The organism is Streptomyces sp. F001, from assembly GCF_004187715.1.
GTDB classification, from domain to species: Bacteria; Actinomycetota; Actinomycetes; order Streptomycetales; family Streptomycetaceae; genus Streptomyces; species Streptomyces flavusporus.
The window spans coordinates 347,850-372,409 of record NZ_QZWF01000005.1 but is presented as its reverse complement, the minus strand read 5'-3'; the positions used below and the strand labels follow the sequence as shown (position 1 = coordinate 372,409).

19 protein-coding genes, 2 pseudogenes and 1 riboswitch are annotated in these 24,560 nt (G+C 70.2%); of the genes and pseudogenes, 14 read left to right on the top strand and 7 right to left on the bottom strand.

The features are described 5' to 3' along the window. Window positions 1-9 precede the first annotated feature (9 nt). The 3 genes from StrepF001_RS21865 to StrepF001_RS21855 form a co-directional block, all read right to left on the bottom strand. A complete protein-coding gene (locus StrepF001_RS21865) occupies window positions 10-1,620 on the bottom strand; it encodes a cation acetate symporter (protein WP_129799908.1) in 1,611 nt (536 codons plus the stop codon). Continuing rightward, window positions 1,617-2,048, bottom strand: coding sequence for a DUF485 domain-containing protein (locus StrepF001_RS21860; protein ID WP_129800092.1), 432 nt, complete (start codon window positions 2,046-2,048; stop codon window positions 1,617-1,619). The genes StrepF001_RS21865 and StrepF001_RS21860 overlap by 4 nt, the downstream gene beginning before the upstream one ends. Before the next feature lie 272 nt (window positions 2,049-2,320). Beyond that, the gene (locus tag StrepF001_RS21855; RefSeq protein ID WP_129799907.1) at window positions 2,321-3,817 is read right to left on the bottom strand and encodes an MFS transporter; all 1,497 of its coding nucleotides are present in this window, start codon (window positions 3,815-3,817) and stop codon (window positions 2,321-2,323) included. Window positions 3,818-4,216: 399 nt separating this feature from the next. Between StrepF001_RS21855 and StrepF001_RS21850 the strand changes: the two genes are divergently transcribed. Further along, the gene (locus StrepF001_RS21850) at window positions 4,217-5,005 is read left to right on the top strand and encodes an ABC transporter ATP-binding protein (protein WP_129799906.1); all 789 of its coding nucleotides are present in this window, start codon (window positions 4,217-4,219) and stop codon (window positions 5,003-5,005) included. Beyond that, entirely contained in the window at window positions 5,002-7,581 is a 2,580-nt protein-coding gene (locus StrepF001_RS21845) for an ABC transporter permease (RefSeq protein WP_129799905.1), read from the top strand. Before StrepF001_RS21850 ends, StrepF001_RS21845 begins: the two co-directional genes overlap by 4 nt. Window positions 7,582-7,655: 74 nt before the next feature. Here the strand turns inward: StrepF001_RS21845 and StrepF001_RS21840 are convergent, their stop codons facing one another. Together StrepF001_RS21840 and StrepF001_RS21835 are read right to left on the bottom strand one after the other, a co-directional pair. Beyond that, window positions 7,656-8,030 carry a type II toxin-antitoxin system VapC family toxin gene (locus StrepF001_RS21840; protein WP_129799904.1) on the bottom strand — a complete coding sequence of 125 codons (375 nt, stop codon included), beginning with the start codon at window positions 8,028-8,030 and terminating at the stop codon, window positions 7,656-7,658. Continuing rightward, the gene (locus StrepF001_RS21835) at window positions 8,027-8,299 is read right to left on the bottom strand and encodes a type II toxin-antitoxin system prevent-host-death family antitoxin (RefSeq protein ID WP_129799903.1); all 273 of its coding nucleotides are present in this window, start codon (window positions 8,297-8,299) and stop codon (window positions 8,027-8,029) included. Before StrepF001_RS21835 ends, StrepF001_RS21840 begins: the two co-directional genes overlap by 4 nt. A 214-nt stretch (window positions 8,300-8,513) precedes the next feature. Between StrepF001_RS21835 and mfd the strand changes: the two genes are divergently transcribed. Continuing rightward, a complete protein-coding gene (gene mfd / locus StrepF001_RS21830) occupies window positions 8,514-12,047 on the top strand; it encodes a transcription-repair coupling factor (protein WP_129799902.1) in 3,534 nt (1,177 codons plus the stop codon). A gap of 151 nt (window positions 12,048-12,198) precedes the next feature. Here mfd and StrepF001_RS21825 read toward each other — a convergent pair whose 3' ends face one another. Next, entirely contained in the window at window positions 12,199-12,384 is a 186-nt protein-coding gene (locus StrepF001_RS21825; protein ID WP_129799901.1) for an antitoxin, read from the bottom strand. 251 nt (window positions 12,385-12,635) lie between these two features. Between StrepF001_RS21825 and StrepF001_RS21820 the strand changes: the two genes are divergently transcribed. The 3 genes and pseudogenes from StrepF001_RS21820 to StrepF001_RS21810 all read left to right on the top strand — a co-directional run bounded on the left by StrepF001_RS21820 (window position 12,636) and on the right by StrepF001_RS21810 (window position 14,390). Next, entirely contained in the window at window positions 12,636-13,361 is a 726-nt protein-coding gene (locus tag StrepF001_RS21820; protein ID WP_129800091.1) for an HNH endonuclease family protein, read from the top strand. A gap of 62 nt (window positions 13,362-13,423) precedes the next feature. Further along, window positions 13,424-13,573 (top strand): annotated as a pseudogene (locus StrepF001_RS21815) (NTP pyrophosphohydrolase); the annotation flags it as partial. Window positions 13,574-13,646: 73 nt separating this feature from the next. Next, window positions 13,647-14,390 (top strand): N-acetyltransferase, encoded by a 744-nt coding sequence (locus StrepF001_RS21810; protein ID WP_129800090.1) that lies wholly within the window; start codon window positions 13,647-13,649, stop codon window positions 14,388-14,390. Window positions 14,391-14,596: 206 nt separating this feature from the next. On the opposite strand, the gene StrepF001_RS45685 is transcribed toward StrepF001_RS21810, so the two are convergent. Further along, window positions 14,597-14,866: a hypothetical protein gene (locus StrepF001_RS45685; protein WP_165396323.1), complete on the bottom strand. Its 270-nt coding sequence runs from the start codon at window positions 14,864-14,866 to the stop codon at window positions 14,597-14,599. A 446-nt stretch (window positions 14,867-15,312) separates the two neighbouring features. Between StrepF001_RS45685 and StrepF001_RS21800 the strand changes: the two are divergent. The 8 genes and pseudogenes from StrepF001_RS21800 to StrepF001_RS21765 all read left to right on the top strand — a co-directional run bounded on the left by StrepF001_RS21800 (window position 15,313) and on the right by StrepF001_RS21765 (window position 24,553). After that, window positions 15,313-16,769: pseudogene (locus tag StrepF001_RS21800) on the top strand (serine/threonine-protein kinase). Between the two features lie 194 nt (window positions 16,770-16,963). Beyond that, on the top strand, window positions 16,964-17,608 hold the full coding sequence (locus StrepF001_RS21795) for a SurA N-terminal domain-containing protein (protein ID WP_129799900.1): 645 nt from the start codon (window positions 16,964-16,966) through the stop codon (window positions 17,606-17,608). A 64-nt stretch (window positions 17,609-17,672) separates the two neighbouring features. Next, window positions 17,673-18,707 (top strand): nucleoside triphosphate pyrophosphohydrolase, encoded by a 1,035-nt coding sequence (locus StrepF001_RS21790; RefSeq protein ID WP_129799899.1) that lies wholly within the window; start codon window positions 17,673-17,675, stop codon window positions 18,705-18,707. A gap of 268 nt (window positions 18,708-18,975) precedes the next feature. Then, window positions 18,976-20,115 carry a cytochrome P450 gene (locus StrepF001_RS21785; protein WP_240797603.1) on the top strand — a complete coding sequence of 380 codons (1,140 nt, stop codon included), beginning with the start codon at window positions 18,976-18,978 and terminating at the stop codon, window positions 20,113-20,115. A 196-nt stretch (window positions 20,116-20,311) separates the two neighbouring features. Then, window positions 20,312-21,301 carry a transglycosylase family protein gene (locus StrepF001_RS21780; RefSeq protein WP_129799898.1) on the top strand — a complete coding sequence of 330 codons (990 nt, stop codon included), beginning with the start codon at window positions 20,312-20,314 and terminating at the stop codon, window positions 21,299-21,301. A 182-nt stretch (window positions 21,302-21,483) separates the two neighbouring features. Next, window positions 21,484-21,652: riboswitch (cyclic di-AMP (ydaO/yuaA leader) on the top strand. Window positions 21,653-21,656: 4 nt separating this feature from the next. Next, on the top strand, window positions 21,657-22,352 hold the full coding sequence (locus tag StrepF001_RS21775) for a transglycosylase family protein (RefSeq protein ID WP_129799897.1): 696 nt from the start codon (window positions 21,657-21,659) through the stop codon (window positions 22,350-22,352). 352 nt (window positions 22,353-22,704) lie between these two features. Continuing rightward, window positions 22,705-23,985, top strand: a complete 1,281-nt coding sequence (gene eno / locus StrepF001_RS21770) for a phosphopyruvate hydratase (RefSeq protein WP_129799896.1) — start codon at window positions 22,705-22,707, stop codon at window positions 23,983-23,985. A gap of 91 nt (window positions 23,986-24,076) precedes the next feature. Next, window positions 24,077-24,553, top strand: a complete 477-nt coding sequence (locus tag StrepF001_RS21765; RefSeq protein WP_129799895.1) for a septum formation initiator family protein — start codon at window positions 24,077-24,079, stop codon at window positions 24,551-24,553. Window positions 24,554-24,560: the final 7 nt, after the last annotated feature.

Sequence of the window (24,560 nt, the reverse complement as noted above, 5' to 3'; positions counted from 1 at the left end):
CGGCCGGTCTCACCCCCTGCGCCGCACCGCGCCGGCCAGGATCCACCCCTCCACCGCCTCGTACTGCCGGCGCTGCTCGTCCGACTTCTGCCGGCCGGAGGCGAGCGTGCCCAGCCAGCCGAAGGCGAAGCCGAGGGGGACGGAGATCAGGGCGGTCGTGGTGAACGGGAAGTAGTTGAAGTCGGCCTCGGGGAAGGCGGAGGCGGGGGACCCGGAGACGAGGTTGGTGCCCGGCATCAGCAGCAGGACGGACAGGGAGCCGCCGATGAGGGTGCTCAGCAGACCGGTGCGGGTGTAGCGGCGCCAGAACAGGCTGTAGACGAGGGCGGGGGCGAGGGCGGAGGCGCCCAGGGAGAAGGACAGCGTCACCAGGGGTTGCAGGCTGCGGTGCTGGACCAAGGTCGCCAGCAGGATGGCCGGGACGCCGACGGCCAGGGCGGAGATGCGGGCGAGGGCCATCTCACGGCGGGGCGACATCTCCTGTACACGGCCGGCGAAGACGTCGTGGGCCAGGGAGTTGGCGCAGGCGAGGATCATGCCCGCGACCGAGGCGAGCACGGTCAGGAACACCGCCGTGGTGATCGCTGTGAACAGGAACGTCTCGGCCGTGGACACCTCCGCGCCGAACGCGGCCTGGGAGCCCAGCAGATACGCCGAGTTCCCCTGAGGGTCCGCCCCGGCGATCGTCTCGCGGCCGATCAGCGCGGTCGCGCCGACGCCGACGACCGTGATGATCAGGACGAAGACGACGACACTCGACACCGCCCAGGACATGGACCGGCGCACCTGGCGGGCGCTGGACGCCGTGTACATGCGCATCGTGACATGCGGCAGGCAGGCCGCACCGAGGACGACCGCCAGCTGGGAGGTGATCATGTCGAGGCGGGGGGCCGGGCCGCCCGCGAACTGCAGCCCGGAGCTGAGGAAGTCGGACCCCACGCCGCTCTGCTGCGCTGCCCGGTCGAACAACGCGGCCGGATTCCAGTCGAACTTGTTCAGGACGAGTACGGCCACCACCGCGCCGGACCCGAGCAGCATCACCATCTTCAGTGTCTGGATGAGAGCGGTGCCCTTCATCCCGCCGATCGCCGCGTAGCTGATCATCAGGACGCCCAGCCCGATGATGCAGCCCGTCTTCAACTCCTCGCCGGAGAAGCCCAGCAGAAACGCCATCAACTGCCCTGTACCCGCGAGCTGCACCAGCATCATCGGCATCAGTGCGGCCAGCGTCACCGCACAGGCGGTCACCCGCACACACCGCCCCGGCATACGGCGCGCGAAGGCATCGCCCATCGTGAAACGCCCCGCGTTCCGCAGAGGTTCCGCCAGCAGGAACATCAGCAGCATCAACGACAGCGCCGTACTCAGCGCGAGGACGATCCCGTCGTAGCCGTACAGCGCGATCACCCCGCCGGTGCCCAGCACGGTCGCGGCGGAGATGTAGTCTCCCGCGATCGCCAGGCCGTTGCGCATGGGGGACAGAGAGCTGTAGCCGGTGTAGAACTCGTCGAGGTCGTCCCGGTCCGGGCCGGTCATCACGCACAGCAGCAGCGTGATCGTGACCACGGCGGAGAAGGCGACGAGGGACATCGTCTCCGCCGACTCGCTGAATCCGGTCATCGTGCCGTCCCTCGCTTCGCGTCCAGCCGGGCCTGGTGGCGGATGCGCTCCGCGAGCGGGTCGACGCGGCGCCGCGCGGTGTGCTCGTACAGCCATATCGCCAGGCAGGTGACCGGCAGTTGGGCCAGCCCGAGCAGCAGCCCGACCGGCAGACCGCCGATCCCCTCGCCCGTCATGAACCCCGGCGCGTACGCCGAAAGGACCAGGAACAGCACGAAGTAGCCGAGCGCGGTGAGCGTCGCCACGCGCCGCTGCCAGCGGTAGGCGCTGCGCAGAATGCGCAGGTCGCTGTGGTGCCCCAGCGGGGCGTGGACCGGCCTTCGCCGGGGCTCGGGTTCGGGTTCGGGCGGGGCGGCGGGTTGCCACCGGGTACTCGGGACGAGTACCGGCGGGTGCGGGGGGTTCGTCGGGTACGGGGACTGGGGCAGGTGCGAGGTGCGGCGGGTACGACGAGTACGGGTCGGACGACATCCCGTTGCTCCTTGCGTGGCTCGGGCCCGTGGCGGCGGACCGCAGGGAGTGGGGGGTGAGCGGGCCACGCACGCTACTCGGAGGGGCGGGGACGCGCGACGCTTTGGCCAAACTGAGTGGTCGGTATGCGCTTACTTCGATGAACTGCACGGTTCCCCACGCTGTTACCCGCGTTAACTCCGACGTTTGCCGGCCGGGGCGAGGTCCTGAACGAGCGAGCCCGGTGTCTTCAGTGGTCCTTGAGGACCGGGAAGCGGCGCGGCGCCAGCACCAGCAGGACCAGGAAGGCGAGTGCCGCCGCGCACGCCGCACCCAGGTAGACCGCGTGGACCGCGTCCGCGACGGCCCGTCGGGTCGTTTCGGACGCGGCGCCCGTGCCGAGGCCGTGGGCGACGGCGTCGAGGTCGCCGGCGTCGCCGAGGCGGCCGGCGAGGACGCCGTTGGCGACGGCGCCGAAGACGGATGCGCCGAGGGTCTGGCCGGTCTGGCGACAGAAGAGGACGGACGCGGTGGCCGTGCCGCGTTCGTCCCAGCCGACGGTCGACTGGACGCCGACGATGAGGGGGAGCTGGAAGAGGCCGAGTGCGGCCCCGAGAAGGAGCATCAGGAGGGCCGGCTGCCAGGCCTCGCCGGGGTACGGCAGCAGGGGGAAGGCCAGCAGGATCAGGGTCGCCGTGCCGATGCCGAGCATCGCCGTGTTGCGGAAGCCGATCCTGCGGTACACGTGCTGGCTGAGCGCGGCGGAGACGGGCCAGCTCAACGTCCAGACGGACAGGACGAATCCGGCGGCCACGGGGCCGAGGCCGAGGACGGACTGCGCGTACGTCGGCAGGAACACGGCGGGCGCCACCATGAGCAGGCCCAGCGCCCCGAGGGCGAGATTGACCGCGGCGATCGTACGGCGGCGCCAGACCCAGCCCGGGATGACCGGTTCGGCAGCCCGGCGTTCGACGAAGAAGACGAGGACGACGAGGGCAAGTCCCGTACCGAGCAGGGCGATCGACGGCGGCGACAGCCATGCCCAGGCGACTCCGCCCTGCACCAGCGCCGTGAGCAGGACTCCGCCGCACGCGAACACCACAAGGGCGCCCGCCCAGTCGACACGCGCGCGTGCGTCCGTTTTCCGCTGGGGCTCGTGGAGGTGGCGGACGATCAGCCAGAGGGCGAGTCCGCCGATCGGCAGGTTGACGAGGAAGATCCAGCGCCAGTCGGCGTACGCGGCGAGAACACCGCCCACGGCGGGGCCGGCGACCGCGGACACCGCCCACACCGTGGAGAGCTTGGCCTGGATCTTCGGACGTTCCTTCAGGGGGTACAGGTCGGCGGCGAGCGTCTGGACCGTGCCCTGGAGGGCGCCGCCGCCGAGGCCCTGGACGATACGGAAGGCGATGAGTGCCCACATGTTCCAGGCGAGGGCGCACAGGAGCGAGCCGAGCAGGAAGACGCTCGCGCCCACCACGAGGACCGGTTTGCGGCCGAAGGTGTCGGAGAGCTTGCCGTAGACGGGCAGGGTGACGGTGACGGCCAGCAGATAGCCGGAGAAGAGCCAGGAGAAGACGGAGAAGCCGCCCAGGTCGCCGACGATCTGCGGTACGGCCGTGGAGACGACGGTGGAGTCGAGTGCCGCCAGTGCCATCGACAGCATCAGCGCGGCGACGACGGCTCCGCGCTTGTCGGTCCCGGTGCGCTGTGCCGTGCCGCGTATCGCGGGTCTGGTGCTGCCCACGCAGATTCCTTCCCCTTGCAGCTATCTGCCGTCGGACAGCTTCCCACTTGACCTTCACGCAGCGGGAGGGTGGAGGCTGAGTGGGCCGATGGGTGGAGTCGACCCTGAGAAGAACTCCGCCTGAGGGCGGACTGCCCCTAGGGGTACCTCCGTACCAGGGCTTGGGGAGGGTTCGTCCCGGCGGAGGACGAGGCGGTACGGGGGGCGTCCTTAACCTGGCTTTACGTCGCGGGGGGCGGTGCGCCGCACCTTCGGGGGTGGGGTTTTCCTCAGTGCAAGACGGGGTTGAACACCATCGAACGTCACCCCTGCTTGCCGCGAGACTCATCGGCGTAGCACTTCGCTCGACTTCACGCGACTCGGCACGAGTCAACTGCTGACCGGCATAGGAGACATACCGTGACATCGGCTGTAACCATTCCCAGGCACGGGGGCACTGGAGGGCGTACGGCCGTTGCCGCGCGGGCGCGGCAGGTCGTCAAGGCCTACGGGGCCGGGGAGACCCGCGTCGTTGCCCTCGACCATGTCGACGTGGACATCGCCCGCGGCCAGTTCACCGCCATCATGGGCCCCTCGGGGTCCGGCAAGTCCACGCTGATGCACTGCCTGGCCGGGCTCGACACCGTCACCAGCGGGCAGATCTACCTCGACGAGACCGAGATCACCGGTCTGAAGGACAAGAGGCTCACGCAACTGCGCCGGGACCGGATCGGGTTCATCTTCCAGGCGTTCAACCTGCTGCCGACGCTGAACGCGATCGAGAACATCACCCTGCCCATGGACATCGCCGGCCGTAAGCCCGACAAGGAGTGGCTGCAGCGGGTGGTGGAGACCGTGGGGCTCGCCGACCGGCTCAAGCACCGGCCGACGCAGCTCTCCGGCGGACAGCAGCAGCGCGTCGCCGTGGCCCGGGCACTGGCCGCGCGGCCCGAGATCATCTTCGGTGACGAGCCGACCGGAAACCTCGACTCGCGCGCGGGCGCCGAGGTGCTGGGCTTCCTGCGCCGGTCCGTGGACGAGTTGGGGCAGACCATCGTGATGGTCACGCACGACCCGGTGGCCGCCTCGTACGCCGACCGTGTGCTGTATCTCGCCGACGGCCGGATCGTCGACGAGATGTACAACCCGACGGCCGATCAGGTCCTGGACCGCATGAAGGACTTCGACGCCCGGGGGCGCACGTCATGACCGTGCTGAAGACGTCGATGCGCAACTTCTTCGCGCACAAGGGGCGCATGGCCCTGTCGGCCGTCGCCGTGCTGTTGTCGGTGGCGTTCGTGTGCGGCACGCTCGTGTTCACCGACACGATGAACACGACGTTCGACAAGCTGTTCGCGGCCACCGCGTCGGATGTCACGGTGAGCCCGAAGGGCGCCTCGGACACCGGTGAGACCACCGCCGACAACGGCAAGCCGCCGGTCATGCCGGCCTCCGTCGTCGACGAGGTCCGCAGGACGGAGGGCGTGAAGTCGGCTCAGGGCACCGTCTTCTCGACGTCGGTGACGGTCGTCGACGCCGACAAGGACAGCCTCTCGCCGTCCGGCGGCGGGCCGACCATCGTCGGCAGCTGGAACTCCAACGAGGCCCGCACGATGAAGATCACCTCGGGGTCCGCGCCCGAGGGTTCCGACCAGGTGATGATCGACGCGGACACCGCGGACAAGCACGGCCTGGAGCTCGGCGACGGGATCGGCGTCATCACCGCCGTCGGCACGCACCGGGCGAAGATCTCCGGCATCGCCGACTTCACCGTCACCAACCCCGGTGCCGCGATCTTCTACCTGGACACGAAGACCGCCCAGCAGACCCTCGTCGGTGAGACCGGCGTCTACACGAACGTCAACGTCACCGCCGCGTCCGGCTTCACCGACGCCCAGGTGAAGAAGAACGTCGCCACCGCGCTCGACGGCGGCTTCAAGGTGCAGACGGCCAAGGAGGTCGCCGACGCGAACGCCGAGGACGTCCAGGAGTTCATGGGCGTCATCAAGTACGCGATGCTCGGCTTCGCCGGGATCGCCTTCCTCGTCGGCGTCTTCCTGATCATCAACACGTTCTCGATGCTGGTCGCCCAGCGGACCCGCGAGATCGGCCTGATGCGGGCCATCGGATCCAGCCGCAAGCAGGTCAACCGGTCCGTGCTGGTCGAGGCACTGATGCTCGGTTTCGTCGGCTCCGTGCTCGGTGTGGGCGCGGGCGTCGGGCTCGCCATCGGGCTGATGAAGCTCATGGGTGCCATGGGCATGAACCTCTCCACGGACGACCTGACGGTCGCCTGGACGACCCCGGTGGTCGGACTGGTGCTCGGCGTCGTCGTCACCGTCCTCGCCGCCTACCTCCCGGCCCGCCGCGCCGGCAAGGTCTCGCCCATGGCCGCCCTGCGCGACGCGGGCGCCCCGGCCGACGCGAAGGCGGGTGTCGTACGGGCCGTGCTGGGCCTGCTGCTGACCGGTGCCGGTGGGTTCGGGCTGTATCTGGCGGCCGCCGCCGACAAGGCGAGCGAGGGCGCGCTGTGGCTGGGCGCGGGCGTGGTGCTGTCGCTGATCGGCTTCGTCGTCATCGGTCCGCTGCTCGCGGGCGGAGTCGTCCGGGTGCTCGGCGCGATCGTGCTGCGGATGTTCGGGCCCGTCGGCCGGATGGCCGAGCGCAACGCGCTGCGCAATCCGCGCCGTACCGGTGCCACGGGCGCGGCGCTGATGATCGGGCTGGCCCTGGTGGCCTGTCTGTCGGTGGTCGGCTCGTCGATGGTCGCCTCGGCGACGGAGGAACTCGACAAGAGCGTGGGGACGGACTTCATCATCCAGTCCGACAGCGGGCAGCTGATCACGCCGCAGGCGGTCACGGCCGTGAAGGACGCCGACGGCGTGGACCGCGTCACCGAGTACAAGTGGACCAAGGCCGACTTCAAGACCCCCGATGGCAAGACGTCCAAGGACACCGCCATCACGGCCGCCGACCCGACGTACGCGCAGGACCTGCGGGTCGAGACCGTCGCCGGCAACCTCGACGACGCCTACCGGCCCGACTCCATGTCCGTCCACGAGGAGTACGCCAAGGACCACGGCATCCGCCTCGGCTCCGAGATCGCCGTCGACTTCAAGGACGGCTCCACCGGCCGGCTGACCGTCCGCGCGATCACCAGCAGCGACGCGGTCATCGACCAGGGCGCGATGTACACGTCGATCGACACGCTGGCCATGTACGTCCCCGCCGACAGGATCCCGCTCGACACGGTGCTGTTCGCCTCGGCGAAGGACGGCCAGGAGGCGGCGGCGTACACGGCACTGAAGGCGGCTCTGGACGACTATCCGCAGTACACCGTGCGCGACCAGACCGACTACAAGGAGGCCCTGAAGGACCAGATCGGCCAGCTCCTGAACATGATCTACGGCCTGCTGGCCCTCGCGATCATCGTGGCCGTCCTGGGCGTCGTGAACACCCTGGCCCTGTCGGTGGTGGAGCGGACCCGGGAGATCGGCCTGATGCGGGCGATCGGCCTGTCGCGCCGGCAGCTGCGCCGCATGATCCGTCTGGAGTCGGTCGTGATCGCCCTCTTCGGTGCCCTGCTGGGCCTGGGGCTGGGCATGGGCTGGGGCGCCACGGCGCAGCAGCTGCTCGCCCTGGAGGGGCTGAACGTCCTGGAGATCCCGTGGCCGACCATCGGCGGGGTGTTCATCGGCTCGGCCTTCGTCGGCCTGTTCGCCGCGCTGGTTCCCGCCTTCCGGGCGGGGCGGATGAACGTCCTGAACGCGATCGCGACCGAGTAGCCACCGCATACGGGGGTTGCGGGGGAAGGCCCGGCGCCGGGGAGTCTTGGGGACTCGCCGGCGCCGGGCCCGCTTCATGCCCGCAGGAGTGGGACGTCGTACTTCTGGATCCAGGTGTCGCGGGTGATGAGGGTCAGGCCTTCCAGCTGGGCCTGGGCGACGAGTATGCGGTCGAAGGGGTCGCGGTGGTGGAGCGGCAGCCGTGCCGCGTGGATGCCGTGTTGCGCCGTGATCGGGAGTTGCTTCAGCTGACAGTCCCGGACACGCTCCGGCAGGTCGGCGGGGGCGTCCAGCTTCCCGAGCGTTTGCTTTACGGCAACCTCCCACGGGGTCACCGCGCTGACGTAAGCCTCCACTTCCGTGTCGAGCAGATCCTTGATGTCGTCGGGCAGCTCCGAGGAATCGAGCAGCCACCAGATCACGACGTGAGTGTCGGCCAGTACTTTCACGCGTGCTCCCCCTGCCGCAGCCCGAACGCCTCGGCGAACCCTTCGTCGGTCGACATGTCGTCGAAGTCGTCGTGGAAGACCACGGGCTCCCGAAGGGAGCCTCGCGCTGTGCGCCGGAGTGCGGCTCGCAGTGGCACGACCTTGGCTACCGGCTGCCCTGCCCTGCTGATGACGACCTCTTCCCCGGTCTCGACCAGTTGCAGTATCCGGGAGAAGTTGGTCTTGGCCTCGTGGACGTTGTACTGCCGCTGGGCTTCGACTGCGTTCATGGCTGCCGGCCTCTCGATCAAGAGATGGACTAATGTGGGACTAGATATGGGTCCATGTTAGCCCACCCCTCTCCTCCCGGCCCAGCGTGTTCACTCCCCCGGGTGACAGCCCCGGCGGCGACGTACTCTGGAGACCCCCGGCCCGCCACGCGTGTCGGGCGGTTCGCGTTGCCCACCCCAGTCACCCCTGTCATCCAGGACGGAAAGCCTCTCCATGAGCCTGCACGGTCTGCTCGACGCCGTCGTCAAGGACGCCGCACTCGCGGAAGCGATCAAGGCGGCCTCGGACGGCAACCAGATGCACGTCGATCTGGTCGGCCCCCAGGCGGCCCGCCCCTTCGCTCTCGCGGCCCTCGCCCGCGAGAGCGGCCGCCCGGTGCTGGCGGTGACGGCCACCGGGCGCGAGGCGGAGGACCTGGCGGCGGCGCTGCGCTCGCTGCTGCCGCCGGAGGGAGTCGTCGAGTACCCGTCCTGGGAGACGCTGCCGCACGAACGGCTGAGCCCGCGCAGCGACACCGTGGGCCGGCGCCTCGCCGTGCTGCGCCGACTCGCCCACCCCAGCCCCGACGACCCCGAGACCGGCCCGGTCTCCGTCGTCGTGGCCCCCGTGCGATCCGTGCTCCAGCCCCAGGTCAAGGGCCTGGGCGACCTGGAGCCGGTGGCGCTGAGGACCGGGCAGACCGCCGACCTGAACGAGATCGTCGACGCCCTCGCCGCCGCCGCGTACGCGCGCGTGGAGCTGGTCGAGAAGCGCGGCGAGTTCGCCGTGCGAGGCGGCATCCTGGACGTCTTCCCGCCCACCGAAGAGCACCCCCTGCGCATCGAGTTCTGGGGCGACGACGTCGAGGAGATCCGCTACTTCAAGGTGGCCGACCAGCGGTCGCTGGAGGTCGCCGAGCACGGCCTGTGGGCCTCGCCCTGCCGTGAACTTCTGTTGACGGAAGACGTCCGCACGCGCGCGCGTGCCCTCGCCGAGGCGCACCCCGAGCTGGGCGAGCTGCTCGGCAAGATCGCCGAGGGCATCGCGGTGGAGGGCATGGAGTCGCTCGCGCCCGTCCTCGTCGACGACATGGAGCTGCTGCTCGACGTACTGCCGAAGGGCGCCATGGCCGTCGTATGCGATCCGGAGCGGGTACGCACGCGTGCCGCGGATCTCGTGGCGACCTCGCAGGAGTTCCTGCAGGCCTCCTGGGCGGCCACCGCGGGGGGCGGGGAGGCGCCGATCGATGTCGGCGCGGCCTCGCTGTGGTCCATCGCCGACGTCCGCGACCGGGCCCGCGAGCTGGACATGATGTGGTGGTCGGTGTCGCCGTTCGCCGCCGACGAAGAACTCGACGCGGACACGCTCAAGCTCGGCATGCACGCCCCGGAGACCTACCGCGGCGACACCGCCAAGGCGCTCGCCGACACCAAGGGCTGGCTCGCCGACGGCTGGCGCACGGTCTTCGTCACCGAGGGCCACGGCCCGGCCGCCCGCACGGTCGAGGTGCTCGGCGGCGAGGGCATCGCCGCCCGCCTGGACACCGACCTGGGGGAGATCTCCCCCTCCGTGGTGCACGTGGCGTGCGGCTCGATCGACCACGGCTTCGTCGACCCGGCGCTCAGGCTCGCGGTGCTCACCGAGACCGACCTGTCCGGCCAGAAGGCGGCCGGCCGCGACGGCGCCCGCATGCCCGCCCGCCGCCGCAAGACCATCGACCCGCTCACCCTGGAGGCGGGCGACCACATCGTCCACGAGCAGCACGGCGTGGGCCGCTACATCGAGATGGTGCAGCGCACCGTGCAGGGCGCCACACGCGAGTACCTCGTCGTGGAGTACGCCCCCGCCAAGCGCGGCCAGCCCGGCGACCGCCTCTACATCCCCACCGACCAGCTGGAACAGATCACCAAGTACGTCGGCGGCGAGGCGCCCACGCTGCACCGCCTGGGCGGCGCGGACTGGACGAAGACCAAGGCACGCGCGAAGAAGGCCGTCAAGGAGATCGCGGCGGACCTCATCAAGCTGTACAGCGCGCGCATGGCGGCCCCCGGGCACACCTTCGCGCCGGACACCCCGTGGCAGCGCGAGCTGGAGGACGCCTTCCCCTACGCGGAGACGCCCGACCAGCTGACGACCATCGCCGAGGTCAAGGAGGACATGGAGAAGTCGGTCCCGATGGACCGTCTGATCTGCGGCGACGTCGGCTACGGCAAGACGGAGATCGCGGTCCGCGCCGCCTTCAAGGCCGTACAGGACGGCAAGCAGGCCGCGGTCCTCGTACCGACGACGCTGCTGGTGCAGCAGCACTTCGGGACGTTCAGCGAGCGGTACGCGCAGTTCCCGGTGAGCGTGAAGGCGCTGTCCCGGTTCCAGACGGACACCGAGGCGAAAGCGGTCCTGGAGGGCCTGCGGGAGGGCTCGGTGGACGTCGTCATCGGCACGCACCGCCTCTTCTCCTCCGAGACGAAGTTCAAGGACCTGGGGCTCGTCATCGTCGACGAGGAGCAGCGGTTCGGCGTCGAGCACAAGGAGCAGCTGAAGAAGCTGCGGGCCAACGTCGACGTGCTGACCATGTCGGCCACGCCGATCCCGCGCACGCTCGAGATGGCGGTGACCGGCATCCGCGAGATGTCCACGATCACGACCCCGCCGGAGGAACGGCATCCGGTGCTGACCTTCGTCGGGCCGTACGAGGAGAAGCAGATCGGCGCGGCGATCCGGCGTGAACTGCTGCGCGAGGGCCAGGTCTTCTACATCCACAACCGGGTGGAGTCCATCGACCGCGCGGCGGCCCGGCTCCGCGAGATCGTCCCCGAGGCGCGCATCGCCACCGCCCACGGGCAGATGTCGGAGTCGGCGCTGGAGCAGGTCGTCGTCGACTTCTGGGAGAAGAAGTTCGACGTGCTCGTGTCGACGACGATCGTCGAGTCCGGCATCGACATCTCCAACGCGAACACGCTGATCGTCGAACGAGGGGACACCTTCGGTCTGTCGCAGCTGCACCAGCTGCGCGGGCGCGTGGGGCGTGGGCGTGAGCGCGGGTACGCGTACTTCCTGTACCCGCCGGAGAAGCCGCTGACGGAGACCGCGCACGAGCGGCTCGCCACCATCGCCCAGCACACCGAGATGGGCGCGGGCATGTACGTGGCGATGAAGGACCTGGAGATCCGGGGAGCCGGAAACCTCCTCGGCGGCGAGCAGTCGGGGCACATCGCGGGCGTGGGATTCGATCTGTACGTCCGGATGGTCGGCGAGGCGGTCGCGGACTACCGGCGTCAGCTGGAGACCGGCGAGATCGAGGAGGAGCCGCCGCTCGAGGTCAAGATCGAACTGCCCGTCGACGCCCACGTACCGCACGACTACGCGCCGGGTGAGCGCCTCCGGCTGCAGGCCTACCGCTCCATCGCCTCCGCCAACACGGAGGAGGACATCAAGGCCGTACGGGAGGAACTCGTCGACCGCTACGGCAAGTTGCCGGAACCGGTGGAGAACCTCCTCCTGGTGGCGGGCCTGCGCATGCTCGCACGCGCGTGTGGCGTCGGCGAGATCGTCCTCCAGGGCAACAACATCCGCTTCGCACCGGTGGAGTTGCGGGAGTCGCAGGAACTGCGGCTCAAGCGGCTGTACCCGGGGACGGTCATCAAGCCGGCGGTCCACCAGGTGCTGGTGCCGCGGCCGAAGACCGCGAAGGTGGGCGGGAAGCCGCTGGTCGGGCGGGAGCTGCTCGGGTGGGTCGGGGAGTTCCTGGCGTCGGTTCTGGGGTCTTAGCGGCGGCGGTGATCGAGGGGCGAAGGGCGCACGAAGCCGTCCGCGGGTGGTGGAGTACCGCGGACGGCCTCTGTTCCAAGGTGGTTCAGGGGGCTGCCATCAGGGAGTTGTGCCCCGTGGCCGGCCAGGTGTCCTCCGTGGGTCTGCCGGTCTACGGCTGCTCGGGCGGCCGGTCGCGGTCCATGCCGAGCTGACCCTCGATCTTCTGCTGGGCAGTGTCGACTTGGCCCTCGTACTTGTTGCCCGTCTTCTCGTTGACCTTCTTCTCCGCGGCGTCGGACATTTGCTTGGCCCTGTCCTGGGCCCCCTTGTGCCTGAACCTGTCGAAGATGCCCATCCAGAGCTCCTTCCGGAGGTGACTCAGAACCGACGATACGCCCGACTTGCGAGGAATGCAGGGTTGGGGCTGCTGTGGTCTGGACCTCTCGGCCGCTACCGTGGGACCGGGCACAGCCCGCCCCTACGGGCGGCCAGGGCAGGCAAGGAAAGGGGCGCACCGTGACGCGTCTGAGAGGCGGGGCCGCGGCCGCCGCTGTGGCGCTGCGCGCCGGGGGAGCAGGGAACGCGCGCTTCTTCCGCGCGGCGACGGTGCTGGCCACTGCCGTGCTCCTCGTCTCGGGATGCGAGGGTCTCGGCGAAGACGACTCCTCGGCGGGATCCGGACGGGCTGCGCAGGCCGGGCAGGCGGTCAGTCCGCTCAAGAATCCGGACGGTACGAAACCAGGGCTCGCGCCCCTGACGACGGACGTGGACAAGGCCGCGGCCCGCAACCTCATCGAGGAGCTGTCCACGAAGGGGCGGGGGGCGAAGACGGGCTACGACCGTGACGAGTTCGGCTATGCCTGGATGGACACGGCCGACGGGGTGCCGCTCGCGAGGAACGGCTGCGACACGCGTAACGACTTGCTGAAACGCGATGGTCAAAGCATCCGGTTCCGCGCCGGTTCCGACTGCGTGGTCGTCTCGATGAAGCTGCACGACCCGTACACGGGCAAGGACATCGCCTGGAAGAAGGCGAAGGCCACCGAGGTGCAGGTGGACCATGTCGTGCCGTTGTCGTACGCCTGGCAGATGGGTGCGGCTCGCTGGGACGAGGAGAAGCGGCAGCGGGTGGCCAACGACGCGCTGAATCTCCTGCCGGTCTCGGGCTCCACGAACTCCGCCAAACGCGACTCGGGACCAGCGTCATGGCTGCCGCCCAGCAAGGCGATCCGCTGCTCGTACTCGGCGCGGTTCGCGCAAGTGGCGCTCAAGTACGAGCTGCCTGTCACGGCGGCGGACAAGAACATGATGCTCCAGCAGTGCGGCGCCTGAGCTTCCCCATGTTTCGCGGCCTGCGGGCACCGCTGTCAGAGCGGTGTGGAACGGTGTGGGTCATGGGCGAACTGGTGGAGCAGGTCGACGATCAGGACCGGGTGCTCGGAGTTGTCGAGCGGGGCGAGGCGGTGCGAAGTGGATGGCTGCACCGCGTCGCGACGACCGTCTGCCGTCGCCCCGACGGGCGGATCCTGGTGCACCGACGGCCGCAGCGGACTGAGTGAGGCCGGGGTGCGCGAAAATCCGTTCCCCCGCCGCCGGGCCGCCGCCTGGCGTGGCCGTATGGAGCTGAAGGTATCGAGTCTCGCCGAACGGCCGGACATGCTCGACCGGGTGGCCGGGATGGCCAACACCTGGCCGAAGTTCGTCATCAACGACCCGGTGGGGGACGCCTACTATCCGCAGATCGCCGCCGAACTGCCGCAGTACGTGCAGTTCGCCGAGGACGAGAACGGTGAGGTCGTCGCGCACGCTCACAGCGTTCCCTTCGCGCTCGCCGCCGAGGGCCGTGGTGAACTGCCCGCCCGTGGCTGGGACGAGGTGCTTCTGTGGGCGTTCGCCGACCTGCGTCACGGTGTCCGCCCCGACACGGTCAGCGCGATCTCGATCACCGTCGCCCCGCACGCCCAGGGCCTCGGCCTGTCCGGCCGCATGCTCACGGCGATGCGCGACAACGCCCGCGCCCTCGGCTTCAACGAGGTCGTCGCCCCCGTGCGCCCCAGCGCCAAGCACCTGGAACCCCGTACGCCCATGGAGGAGTACGCCCGCCGAGTGCGCCCCGACGGGCTCCCGCACGACCCCTGGCTGCGCGTCCACGCCCGGGCGGGCGCCACCGTCCACTCCGTGGCGCCGGCGTCGATGGCGGTGGCCGCCTCGCTGCACGACTGGCGCCGCTGGACCGGGCTGCCCTTCGACGCTGCAGGCGACATCGAGGTGCCCGGTGCCCTGGTGCCCGTGCGCTGCGAGCCGGAGCACGGGTTCGCGGTGTACGTCGAGCCCAACGTGTGGATGCGGCACCGACTGTGAGCGGCACGGGCCGGTACAGGGCGTGAGATCGCACGCGGCGTGAACGACGGCAGTGATCAGTGCGACAACGGTTCGATACAACCCGGGACCGCTTGTCGGTGTCGACCTATACGCTCGATGCGACAATCGCACGACTGGCGTTGCCCGACGCCGGCCGGCCTCGTCCGCCCACCTCAGGCACCAGGAGCAGCCATGCATGGCCACGGCTACACGCAGCCGGTGAAGCAGCCGCCCCCGACGGCGTGGCTGGTCCTCCTGCGTGTGCTGTTCGTGGCGATCTCCGTCCTCAGCCTCGGGTTCCTGACCTGGACGATGCTGCTGCGCCTGGCGATCGTCACCCGCAGGTCGCTGGACTGGGGCCTCTTCGTGGCGGTGCTGGCCATCGACATCCTGGCCGTGGTGCTGCTCGGCAGCGAACCCGGCGAAGAGATCCACACCGCGGGCGGCTGGACCGGCCTCGCACTGCTGCTGGGCACGCTCGTGGCGGTGATCGCGTACTACCTCGCCGCGGACGTACGCCACTTCCACCAGCTCCGCTACGGCGGCGGCTACGCCCCGCAGCCCACCGCGGCGTACGGCTATCCGCAGCCGCCGGCCCAGGCTTCGTACCACACGGCGACGACCGTCCCGCAGCCCCCGCTCACCCGAAGCGCGCCCACCCCGCCCGATATCCCAGGCCGCCACGCCCGCCACGCCGCCACCCCCGGCCCGCCGATACCGCCTCGCCGCCCCAGCGCCCCGCGCCGGCCCGGATCGACCAGGTGCGTGCCGAACTCGACGAGCTCAGCGACTACCTGCGCAAGCAGGGCGGTCAGCGCGAGGGCTGGCCCGACGGCAACCACGAGGGCGGACGGTGACCGTGACGACAGCACGCGTCGTCGCCGGCCGCTACGAACTGGCCACGCTCATCGGACAGGGCGGCATGGGCCAGGTCTGGACGGCCTACGACCAGCGGCTCGACCGGCGCGTGGCGGTGAAGCTGCTGCGCCCCGACAAGGTGGCCGGGCAGGAGGCCGACGAGTTGCGCCGTCGTTTCGTGCGCGAGTGCCGGGTGACCGCGCAGGTCGACCACCCCGGGCTCGTCACCGTGCACGACGCGGGCAGTGCGGGCGAGGAGCTGTTCCTCGTCATGCAGTACGTCGACGGCGCCGACCTCTCCGACCATCTCGCCGAGCACACGCCGTACCCGTGGCAGTGGGCGGTCGCGGTCGCCGCGCAACTGTGCGCCGTACTGAGCGCCGTGCACGCGGTGCCGATCGTGCACCGCGACCTGAAGCCGCGCAACGTGATGGTGAAGCAGGACGGCACGGTCACCGTCCTCGACCTGGGCGTCGCCTCCGTCATGGACACCGACACCACGCGCCTGACGCACACCGGTTCGCCCATCGGCTCGCCCGCCTACATGGCGCCCGAGCAGGCGATGGGCGGCGCGGTCGGCCCGTACACGGACCTGTACGCACTCGGTGTACTCCTGCACGAACTCCTCAGCGGCGACGTCCCGTTCGCGGGTTCCACGGCGCTCGGTGTGCTGCACCGGCACCTGTACGAGCCGCCGCTGCCCGTGCGCCGGATCCGGCCCGAGGTTCCCGAGGCGCTCGAAGCCCTCGTCCTGCGCCTGCTCGCCAAGGACCCACAGCACCGGCCCGCCTCCGCGCAGGAGGTGTACGAGGACCTGGCGCCGCTCCTGCCCGCGCGCGGCACGCCCACCGGGGCGCCCCTCGACCCCACGCGCCCCTTCCTGCGCCCGCACGCCCCGTGGCCGGACGCGCGCGCACGCCCGCTCCCCAGCCCGCCCCCGTCACACCGGTCGCCGAGCAGCCGGACGTCGCGAGCGCCGTCGACGAGGTCAAGCGTCTCCTGGGCGAGGGACGCATCACCCAGGCCGTGGACATCCTCGGCGCGATCCTGCCCGCCGCCGCGCAGCAGCACGGTGAGCACTCACCGGTCGTCCGCACCCTGCGCAAGCAGTACGCGGCCACGCTCATGGACGACGGCCAGTACCGGCGCGCGCTCCCCGAACTGCGCCGCCTCGCCGACGAGCGCGCCGCCGAGGCCGGCCAGGCCGACCCGCAGTCCCTGCGGTTCCGCTACGAGGCCGCCCAGTGCCTCGAACAGCTCGGCGAACCGGCGGCGGCGCTCGCCGCGTACCGGGCGCTGCTGCCGTACTACGAGAACCAGTACGTCTCCGGCGACCCCGAGCTCTCCCACGACGTCCGCCGCCGCATCGGCCACCTTCTCCTCGCCGTCGGCGACCGTGCCGCCGCGCACGACACGCTGGCCCGGCTCCTGCACGACGTGGAACGGCTGAACGGCCCCGGGCATCCGCTGGCGGTGGAGGTACGCCGGACGCTGCAGTGGCTGGGCCAGGTACGCGGGTAGTCCTCCTGCGGCCGGGTGGCGCGGCGGTGCCCGAAGTCCTGGTGAATCGTTGGTCGAATGGGTTGGCCAAAGCTGGGCCGCTGCCTACTATCGATCACCGCAAGACTTTGTGCGCCCGCCCGTCGCCCGACCACCACCCCTGGTGGAGGCGCTGCGCGCCGCACCTGTTATTGCAATCTCCTCGGGAGGTTTCCTTGCACCGCCGTCGTCGCACCGCGCTCCTCCTGTCCGCCGCGATCGCCGCGGGCCCGCTCCTCACCGCCTGCGGAAACGATGCGCACCCCGGTGCGGCGGCCGTCGTCGGCGGTCAGCGGATCACCGTGTCCCAGCTCGAGAGCAGGGTGAACGAGGTGCGCGCGGCGCAGCGGACGGCGGTGAACGGCGAGGCGCAGTACGCGCAGGCCATCGCCAACACCGGCACCCTGTCCCGCGACACCCTGCACAACATGGTCCTGGACCGGGTGCTGCACCGCGCCGCCCAGGACGCCGGCATCACCGTCAGCCGCAAGGAGGTCCAGGAGATGCGGGCCGGCCTGGAGGAGCAGGTCGGTGGCCCCGAGGCGCTGCAGACGGCCTGGCTGCAGCAGTACAGCATTGCGCCGGAGCGGCTGGACGAGAATCTCCGTCTCCAGCTCGAGGCCCAGAAGCTCGCCGCGAAGCTCGGCACCGACACCAGCCAGCCGGCCTTCTGGGACGCCCTGTCCAAGGCTTCCGAGAAGCTGAACGTCGACCTCAACCCGCGCTACGGCGCCTGGGACGTCGAGCGGAGCAGCCGCGTCGACCAGCAGGCGCCGTGGGTACGGGACGTCTCGACGGCGCAGGCACAGCAACCGGCGTAACGGTGCGGCGGCCTGCCTGTGGACAACTCGAGGGCTTGTCGGCGACGTGGGTTACGTTCGGATCGTGAACGCAACCAGCTTCGAAGGCGCCCCGGACACGAGCCCCGACCTCGCCCCCGGCCGGATCGTCCTGCTCACCACCAGTCACCGTGTCGCGCCCGGCCTGCTCTCCTGGCCGGCGTGGCAGGCGTTGCGCACCGCCGACCGGGTGCTCTGCGGGGACGGGGCACATCCGCAGCTGCCGTATCTGCGGGAGGCGGGGATATCCGTGGCCGAGGAGTCCCCGACCGCCGAGGAACTGGTCGACGTGTGCGCCGACGGGCACACCGTGGTGGTCGTCGCCACGGGTGAGGGCGAGCCCGCGCTGACCGACGGCCTGGCCCGCCTCGCCGGCACCGGACGCGTGCAGATGCCGGAGCTGGAGCTGCTCCCCGCCTCCTACGACCTGCCGGGCGCCCGCCTCCTCGACCTCGTGCAGGTCATGGACCGTATCCGCGCCGAATGCCCGTGGTCGTCCCGGCAGACCCACCAGGGCCTGGCGAAGTACGGCATCGAGGAGGCGTACGAACTCGTCGAGGCGATCGAGGACGGCGACCGCGAGGAGCTGCGCGAGGAACTCGGTGACGTCCTCCTCCAGGTCGTCTTCCACGCCCGGATAGCCGAGGAGGACCCGGACGCGCCCTTCTCGATCGACGACGTGGCGGCCGGCATCGTCGCCAAGCTCATCCACCGCCATCCGCATGTCTTCGGGGACGAGACGGCCTCGACACCCGAGGAGGTCAAGGAGCACTGGCTGCGCACGAAGGCACAGGAGAAGCGGCGTACGTCGGTGACGGAGGGCATCCCCCTGCACCAGCCGGGCCTGGCCCTCGCGGCGAAGCTGGCGTCCCGGGTGCGTACGGCGGGCCTGGAGGTGCCCCTGCCGAAGACCGAGGGCGTCGGGTACGAGCTGCTGGCGCTGGCGATACGGGCCGAGGCGGAGGGCGTCGACCCGGAAGCGGCGCTACGGGCGGCGGCGCGGGCCTACCGGGATGCGATCAGGGAGACCGAGAGCCGGGGACAGCGGACGGATTCCGACACAGCCGGGACCGGCGACTGACGTCACCCGCCGACCGGCGACCGATGTCACCCGCCGACCGGCGACCGATGCCGACCGACGACCGATGCCGACCGATGCCGACCGGCGACCGATGTCACCCGCCCCTCCGCCTCCGGATACCGTCAACAGGTGACCAGCCAGCCCCACCGCCCGAGCCCCACCAGGACGCCCCGAGCTCTTCACGTGGGAGTTCGCCACCAACCCCTACCCGGCCTACGCCTGGCTCCGTGAGCACGCCCCCGTCCACCGGACACGGCTCCCCAGCGGTGTGGAGGCCTGGCTGGTCACCCGTTACGCCGACGCCAAGCAGGCCCTCGCCGACCAGCGGCTCAGCAAGAACCCCGCCCACCACGACGAGCCCGCGCACGCCAAGGGCAAGACGGGTATCCCCGGTGAGCGCAAGGCGGAGCTGATGACGCATCTGCTCAACATCGACCCGCCGGACCACACCCGCCTCCGCCGGCTCGTCTCCAAGGCCTTCACGCCCCGCCGCGTCGCCGAGTTCGCGCCCCGGGTGCAGGAGCTCACCGACGACCTCCTCGACCGGTTCGCCCGCAACGGCTCCGCCGACCTCATCCACGAGTTCGCCTTCCCGCTCCCCATCTACGCCATCTGCGACCTGCTCGGCGTCCCCCGCGAGGACCAGGACGACTTCCGGGACTGGGCGGGCATGATGATCCGGCACGGGGGAGGCCCGCGGGGCGGGGTCGCGCGGTCGGTGAAGAAGATGCGCGGCTATCTTGCCGACCTCATCCACCGCAAGCGCGAGTCGCTCTCCGCCGAACCGGTCCCGGGCGAGGACCTCATCTCCGGCCTCATCCGCGCCTCCGACCACGGCGAGCACCTCACCGAGAACGAGGCCGCGGCGATGGCGTTCATCCTGCTGTTCGCCGGGTTCGAGACCACCGTCAACCTGATCGGCAACGGCACCTACGCCCTGCTCACCCACCCCGAACAGCGCACCCGCCTCCAGCAGGCCCTCGCCACCGGCGACCGTGGCCTCCTGGAAACCGGGGTCGAGGAACTCCTGCGCTACGACGGCCCGGTGGAGCTGGCCACCTGGCGGTTCGCCACCCAGCCGCTCACCATCGGCGGGCAGGACATCGCGCCCGGCGACCCCGTGCTCGTCGTACTCGCCGCCGCGGACCGGGATCCGCAGCGGTTCGCCGATCCGGACACCCTCGACCTCGCCCGCCGTGACAACCAGCACCTCGGCTACGGGCACGGCATCCACTACTGCCTCGGCGCGCCGCTCGCCCGCCTGGAGGGGCAGACCGCGCTCGCGACCCTCCTCACCCGCCTCCCGGACCTCCGACTGGCCGTGGACCCGAGCGAGTTGCGCTGGCGTGGCGGCCTCATCATGCGCGGACTGCGCACGCTGCCCGTGGAGTTCACGCCCATTTCGTAAGGCAACTCCCCGGATTCGACCGGAACTCTCCACTCCGGCACCGAAAACGTGACACGACCTCAACTCTGTGATCTTCACGTGATCTGCGCGGCATTAACTTGTGACAAGTGATCGACTGCCGATACGTTCACCCATCAGCGCGACGTCGAACACCAGTCGCCGCGCCGGTCACTGCTGTCTCGTGAAAGGTCCCCGCATGCTCTCCGGGAACGGTCGTCACCGTCGCCCCCGCCAGGTTCCGGCCCTCGTGGTCGCGGCCGGCGTGACCGGGTCCGCCATCGCCATCCCACTCCTCGGCGCCACCGGCGCGAGCGCGGCCAGCGGCACGACGTGGGACCGGGTGGCGGAGTGTGAGAGCGGCGGCTCCTGGAGCGCCAACGCGGGCGACGGGTACTACGGAGGGCTGCAGTTGTCCCAGGAGGACTGGGAGCGGTACGGCGGCCTCGCGTACGCGGCCAGCGCCGACCAGGCCAGTCGTTCGCAGCAGATAGCCGTCGCCGAGAAGGTGCTCGCGGACCAGGGCGTGGGCGCGTGGGGCACCTGCGGGCTCACCGCCGGTCTCAACGCCGACAAGAGTTCGGCCGATGTGGACACGGGTGTGGCCGGTGACACCTCGTCGGACACTTCCGAGAGCCTGCGCAACTCGCTCGGCTTGTCCGGTTCCTCCAACTCATCCGGTTCGCCTGATTCAGCAGGGTCTTCGCCTGAATCCACCGCGCCGTCCCCGTCGTCTGACTCGGCATCGAATGCGACGGACGGTTCCGCGAGCCCGACGCCCACCGACTCCACCTCGGACAAATATCAGGAATCCGACAGCTCACCCAAGGCCACCTCGAAGTCCACGGACTCGGACAACTCGGGGCAGAGTGAAGGCGATTCCGGTCTGATCGACACCGGTACGGGCAAGCATCGCGGCGACAGTGCCGACGAGGACGCCACCGACGCTCGTACGGCCGAGTCCTCGGGCCGCCACGCCTCGCGCGACAGCGCCTCCGCCCGCGATGCCGCCGACGGGTCGTACACCGTGCGCGAGGGGGACAGTCTCTGGGGCATCGCCGACTCCCTTGGCGTCCAAGAGGGATGGCCTGTGCTCTATGCGGACAACAAGGAGATCATCGGCGCCGACCCCAACCACATCATCCCCGGTCAGACGTTGGATGTCGGGGTCGAACCGGGCGAAAAGTAGCGGGAGTTCACGTCACACTTCGCACCTAATGTCCGGTTTAGTGAAAGTGTGGGATGAGTCTCAGAGGCCCTGATCCTCTTTGAAATTCCGCCAATCGCGTGTCTACGGTCATGACCGCTCGCCAATGCGAGCCCCGGCTGCCGCAACGCCGAATCCTGCCAGCGGCCGTTCGGGAACAGTCGTCGCGTCAAGCGCCGTAGGCAGGAGCGGGGGACCCAAGGTAAGCGCCGCACCGGACAGTTGAGCCGGTACGGCTTGGGGTGAAGTCACGCCTCCCCACAGGGGCGTGGCCGGGCAACTCAACCGGCCCGAACCCGACAGCTCACCTCGCAGGCGTCGGTGAGGGGATCTCTCCATGCTGTTTTCCAGCAAGGGCAAGCACCGTCGTCCGTCCAAGGCCGCTCGCGCCATAGCCGTCGTCGGCGTCACCGGCGCCGCCGCCGTCGCCGCCCCGCTGATGGCGGCCGGCAGCGCCTCCGCCGCCACCGCCTCCGAGTGGGACGCCGTCGCCCAGTGCGAGTCGGGCGGCAACTGGTCCATCAACACCGGCAACGGCTACTACGGCGGTCTGCAGTTCTCCGCCTCCACCTGGGCCGCGTACGGCGGCACGCAGTACGCCGCCACGGCCGACCAGGCCACCAAGGCGCAGCAGATCCAGATCGCCGAGAAGGTGCTCGCGGGTCAGGGCAAGGGCGCCTGGCCGCACTGCGGCACGGGCCTGTCGAACGCCACGTACACCGGCGGCGGCGCGAGCGACTCCTCCTCGGAGGGCTCCTCGCAGAGCAGCACCGAGACCACCACTCGCTCGACCGAGCAGCAGCCGGCCTCCCGTTCGCAGGAGCGCCCGGCGCAGAAGACCGTCACCACCCCGACCGGTGAGAAGGTCGAGAAGGGTGACGGCGAGTACAAGGTCGTCACCGGCGACACGCTCAGCACCATCGCCGCGGAGCACGACGTCAAGGGCGGCTGGGAGAAGCTGTTCCAGCTGAACAAGGACATCGTCGAGGACGCCGACCTCATCTACCCCGGTCAGCAGCTGCACCTGAAGTGATCCGGATCCACCCGGGTCGGCAGCTTCACCTGACCTGAAGTGATCCGGGCTTCGCAGACCCCGTGAGGGTCCCCGTCCCCACGGGCCCCCGCCCCGGTGCGTGTTCCCCCGTACGCGCCGGGGCGGGTCTTTTGTGTCACCGCTCGCGCCTCGTTCTTCGCTCGGAGCCCCCGTTCTTCGCTCGGGCCCTCATTCTTGAGGAACCGTCTTTGTTCCGTTCGGAAACAATTTACGATCGGTTTCGTCCACGGGGTGGGCGACCGGCTGGCCGATCCCACGGAGCCGGTTAGGCTCGTCTCGCAGAGCCGCTGCGGTCCTGCTAAACCGCGTCACATCCACGAAGGAGATGCTCGTGCCGTCCATCGACGTCGTCGTAGCCCGGGAAATCCTGGACTCCCGAGGCAACCCCACGGTCGAGGTCGAGGTCGGCCTCGACGACGGCAGCACGGGTCGTGCCGCCGTCCCGTCCGGCGCCTCCACGGGCGCCTTCGAGGCCATCGAGCTCCGCGACGGCGACCCCAACCGCTACCAGGGCAAGGGCGTCGAGAAGGCCGTCCTGGCCGTCATCGAGCAGATCGGCCCTGAGCTGGTCGGCTACGACGCCACCGAGCAGCGCCTGATCGACCAGGCGATGTTCGACCTGGACGCCACCGACAACAAGGGCTCCCTCGGCGCCAACGCCATCCTCGGCGTCTCGCTCGCCGTCGCGCACGCCGCCTCCGAGGCCAGCGACCTGCCGCTCTTCCGCTACCTGGGCGGCCCGAACGCGCACCTGCTGCCGGTGCCGATGATGAACATCCTGAACGGCGGCTCGCACGCCGACTCCAACGTGGACATCCAGGAGTTCATGATCGCCCCGATCGGCGCGGAGTCCTTCTCCGAGGCCCTGCGCTGGGGCACCGAGGTCTACCACACCCTCAAGAAGGTCCTGAAGAGCAAGGGCCTGGCCACCGGCCTCGGCGACGAGGGCGGCTTCGCCCCCAACCTCGGCTCCAACCGCGAGGCCCTCGACCTCATCCTCGAGGCGATCAAGGAGGCCGGCTACACCCCCGGCGAGCAGATCGCCCTTGCGCTCGACGTCGCCGCGTCCGAGTTCTACAAGGACGGCTCCTACCTCTTCGAGGGCAAGGCGCGCTCGGCCGCCGAGATGACCGAGTACTACGCCGAACTGGTCGACGCCTACCCGCTGGTCTCCATCGAGGACCCGCTGTTCGAGGACGACTGGGAGGGCTGGAAGACCATCACCGCGGGGCTCGGTGACAAGGTCCAGCTCGTCGGCGACGACCTGTTCGTCACCAACCCCGAGCGCCTGGCCAGGGGCATCGAGGAGGGCGCCGCCAACGCCCTGCTGGTCAAGGTCAACCAGATCGGCTCGCTGACCGAGACCCTGGACGCCGTCGAGATGGCCCAGCGCAACGGCTTCAAGTGCATGATGTCCCACCGCTCCGGCGAGACCGAGGACGTCACCATCGCCGACCTGGCCGTCGCCACCAACTGCGGTCAGATCAAGACCGGTGCCCCGGCCCGCTCCGAGCGCGTCGCCAAGTACAACCAGCTGCTGCGCATCGAGGAGATCCTCGACGACGCCGCGGTGTACGCCGGCCGCTCGGCGTTCCCCCGCTTCAAGGGCTGAGCAGAGCCTCGTAGGAAGCGTCGTACGTACGTCCCCGTACTCGGTCCCGTACCGTGTGCGGGGACGTACGCGCGTGTGACGGGAGTGGGAGATGGCCGCCAAGGACCGGGACCGTTTCTCCACCACGACCAGGATCCGGCTGCTCGGCGAGCAGACGGCCGCCCGCGTCTACCGCTCCCAGACCCGGCGCCAGGCCCGCCGCTCCCGGCTGACCGGCCGCGCCGCACTGCTCGCGCTCGTCGTCTGCTCGCTGGTGGTCGCCCTCGCCTATCCGATAAGGCAGTACGTCGCCCAGCGCGCCGAGATCGCCGACCTCCAGCGGCAGCAGGAACAGGCCCGGCAGCAGGTCGAGGAACTGCGCGACCTCAAGGCACGCTGGCAGGACGACGCGTACGCGGAGCAGCAGATCCGGCAGCGACTGCACTATGTGATGCCGGGGGAGACCGGTTACGTCGTGATCGACCCGGACGCGGCACGGCAGTCGCACGCCGACTCCGGGGCGGCCGACCGCCCCTGGTACGCGAACGTCTGGGACGGCGTCGACAAGTCCGACGCCTCCGACCAGTGAACACAAG

Bases quoted from the DNA above. Each gene is read 5' to 3' on its own strand.
- StrepF001_RS21865 (WP_129799908.1), bottom strand. From the start codon at position 1,620: ATGACCGGATTCAGCGAGTCGGCGGAGACGATGTCCCTCGTCGCCTTC.
- StrepF001_RS21845 (WP_129799905.1), top strand. From the start codon at position 5,002: ATGACCGTGCTGAAGACGTCGATGCGCAACTTCTTCGCGCACAAGGGG.
- StrepF001_RS21835 (WP_129799903.1), bottom strand. From the start codon at position 8,299: ATGAACGCAGTCGAAGCCCAGCGGCAGTACAACGTCCACGAGGCCAAG.
- mfd (WP_129799902.1), top strand. From the start codon at position 8,514: ATGAGCCTGCACGGTCTGCTCGACGCCGTCGTCAAGGACGCCGCACTC.
- StrepF001_RS21825 (WP_129799901.1), bottom strand. From the start codon at position 12,384: ATGGGCATCTTCGACAGGTTCAGGCACAAGGGGGCCCAGGACAGGGCC.
- StrepF001_RS21810 (WP_129800090.1), top strand. From the start codon at position 13,647: ATGGAGCTGAAGGTATCGAGTCTCGCCGAACGGCCGGACATGCTCGAC.
- StrepF001_RS21780 (WP_129799898.1), top strand. From the start codon at position 20,312: ATGCTCTCCGGGAACGGTCGTCACCGTCGCCCCCGCCAGGTTCCGGCC.
- StrepF001_RS21775 (WP_129799897.1), top strand. From the start codon at position 21,657: ATGCTGTTTTCCAGCAAGGGCAAGCACCGTCGTCCGTCCAAGGCCGCT.
- StrepF001_RS21765 (WP_129799895.1), top strand. From the start codon at position 24,077: ATGGCCGCCAAGGACCGGGACCGTTTCTCCACCACGACCAGGATCCGG.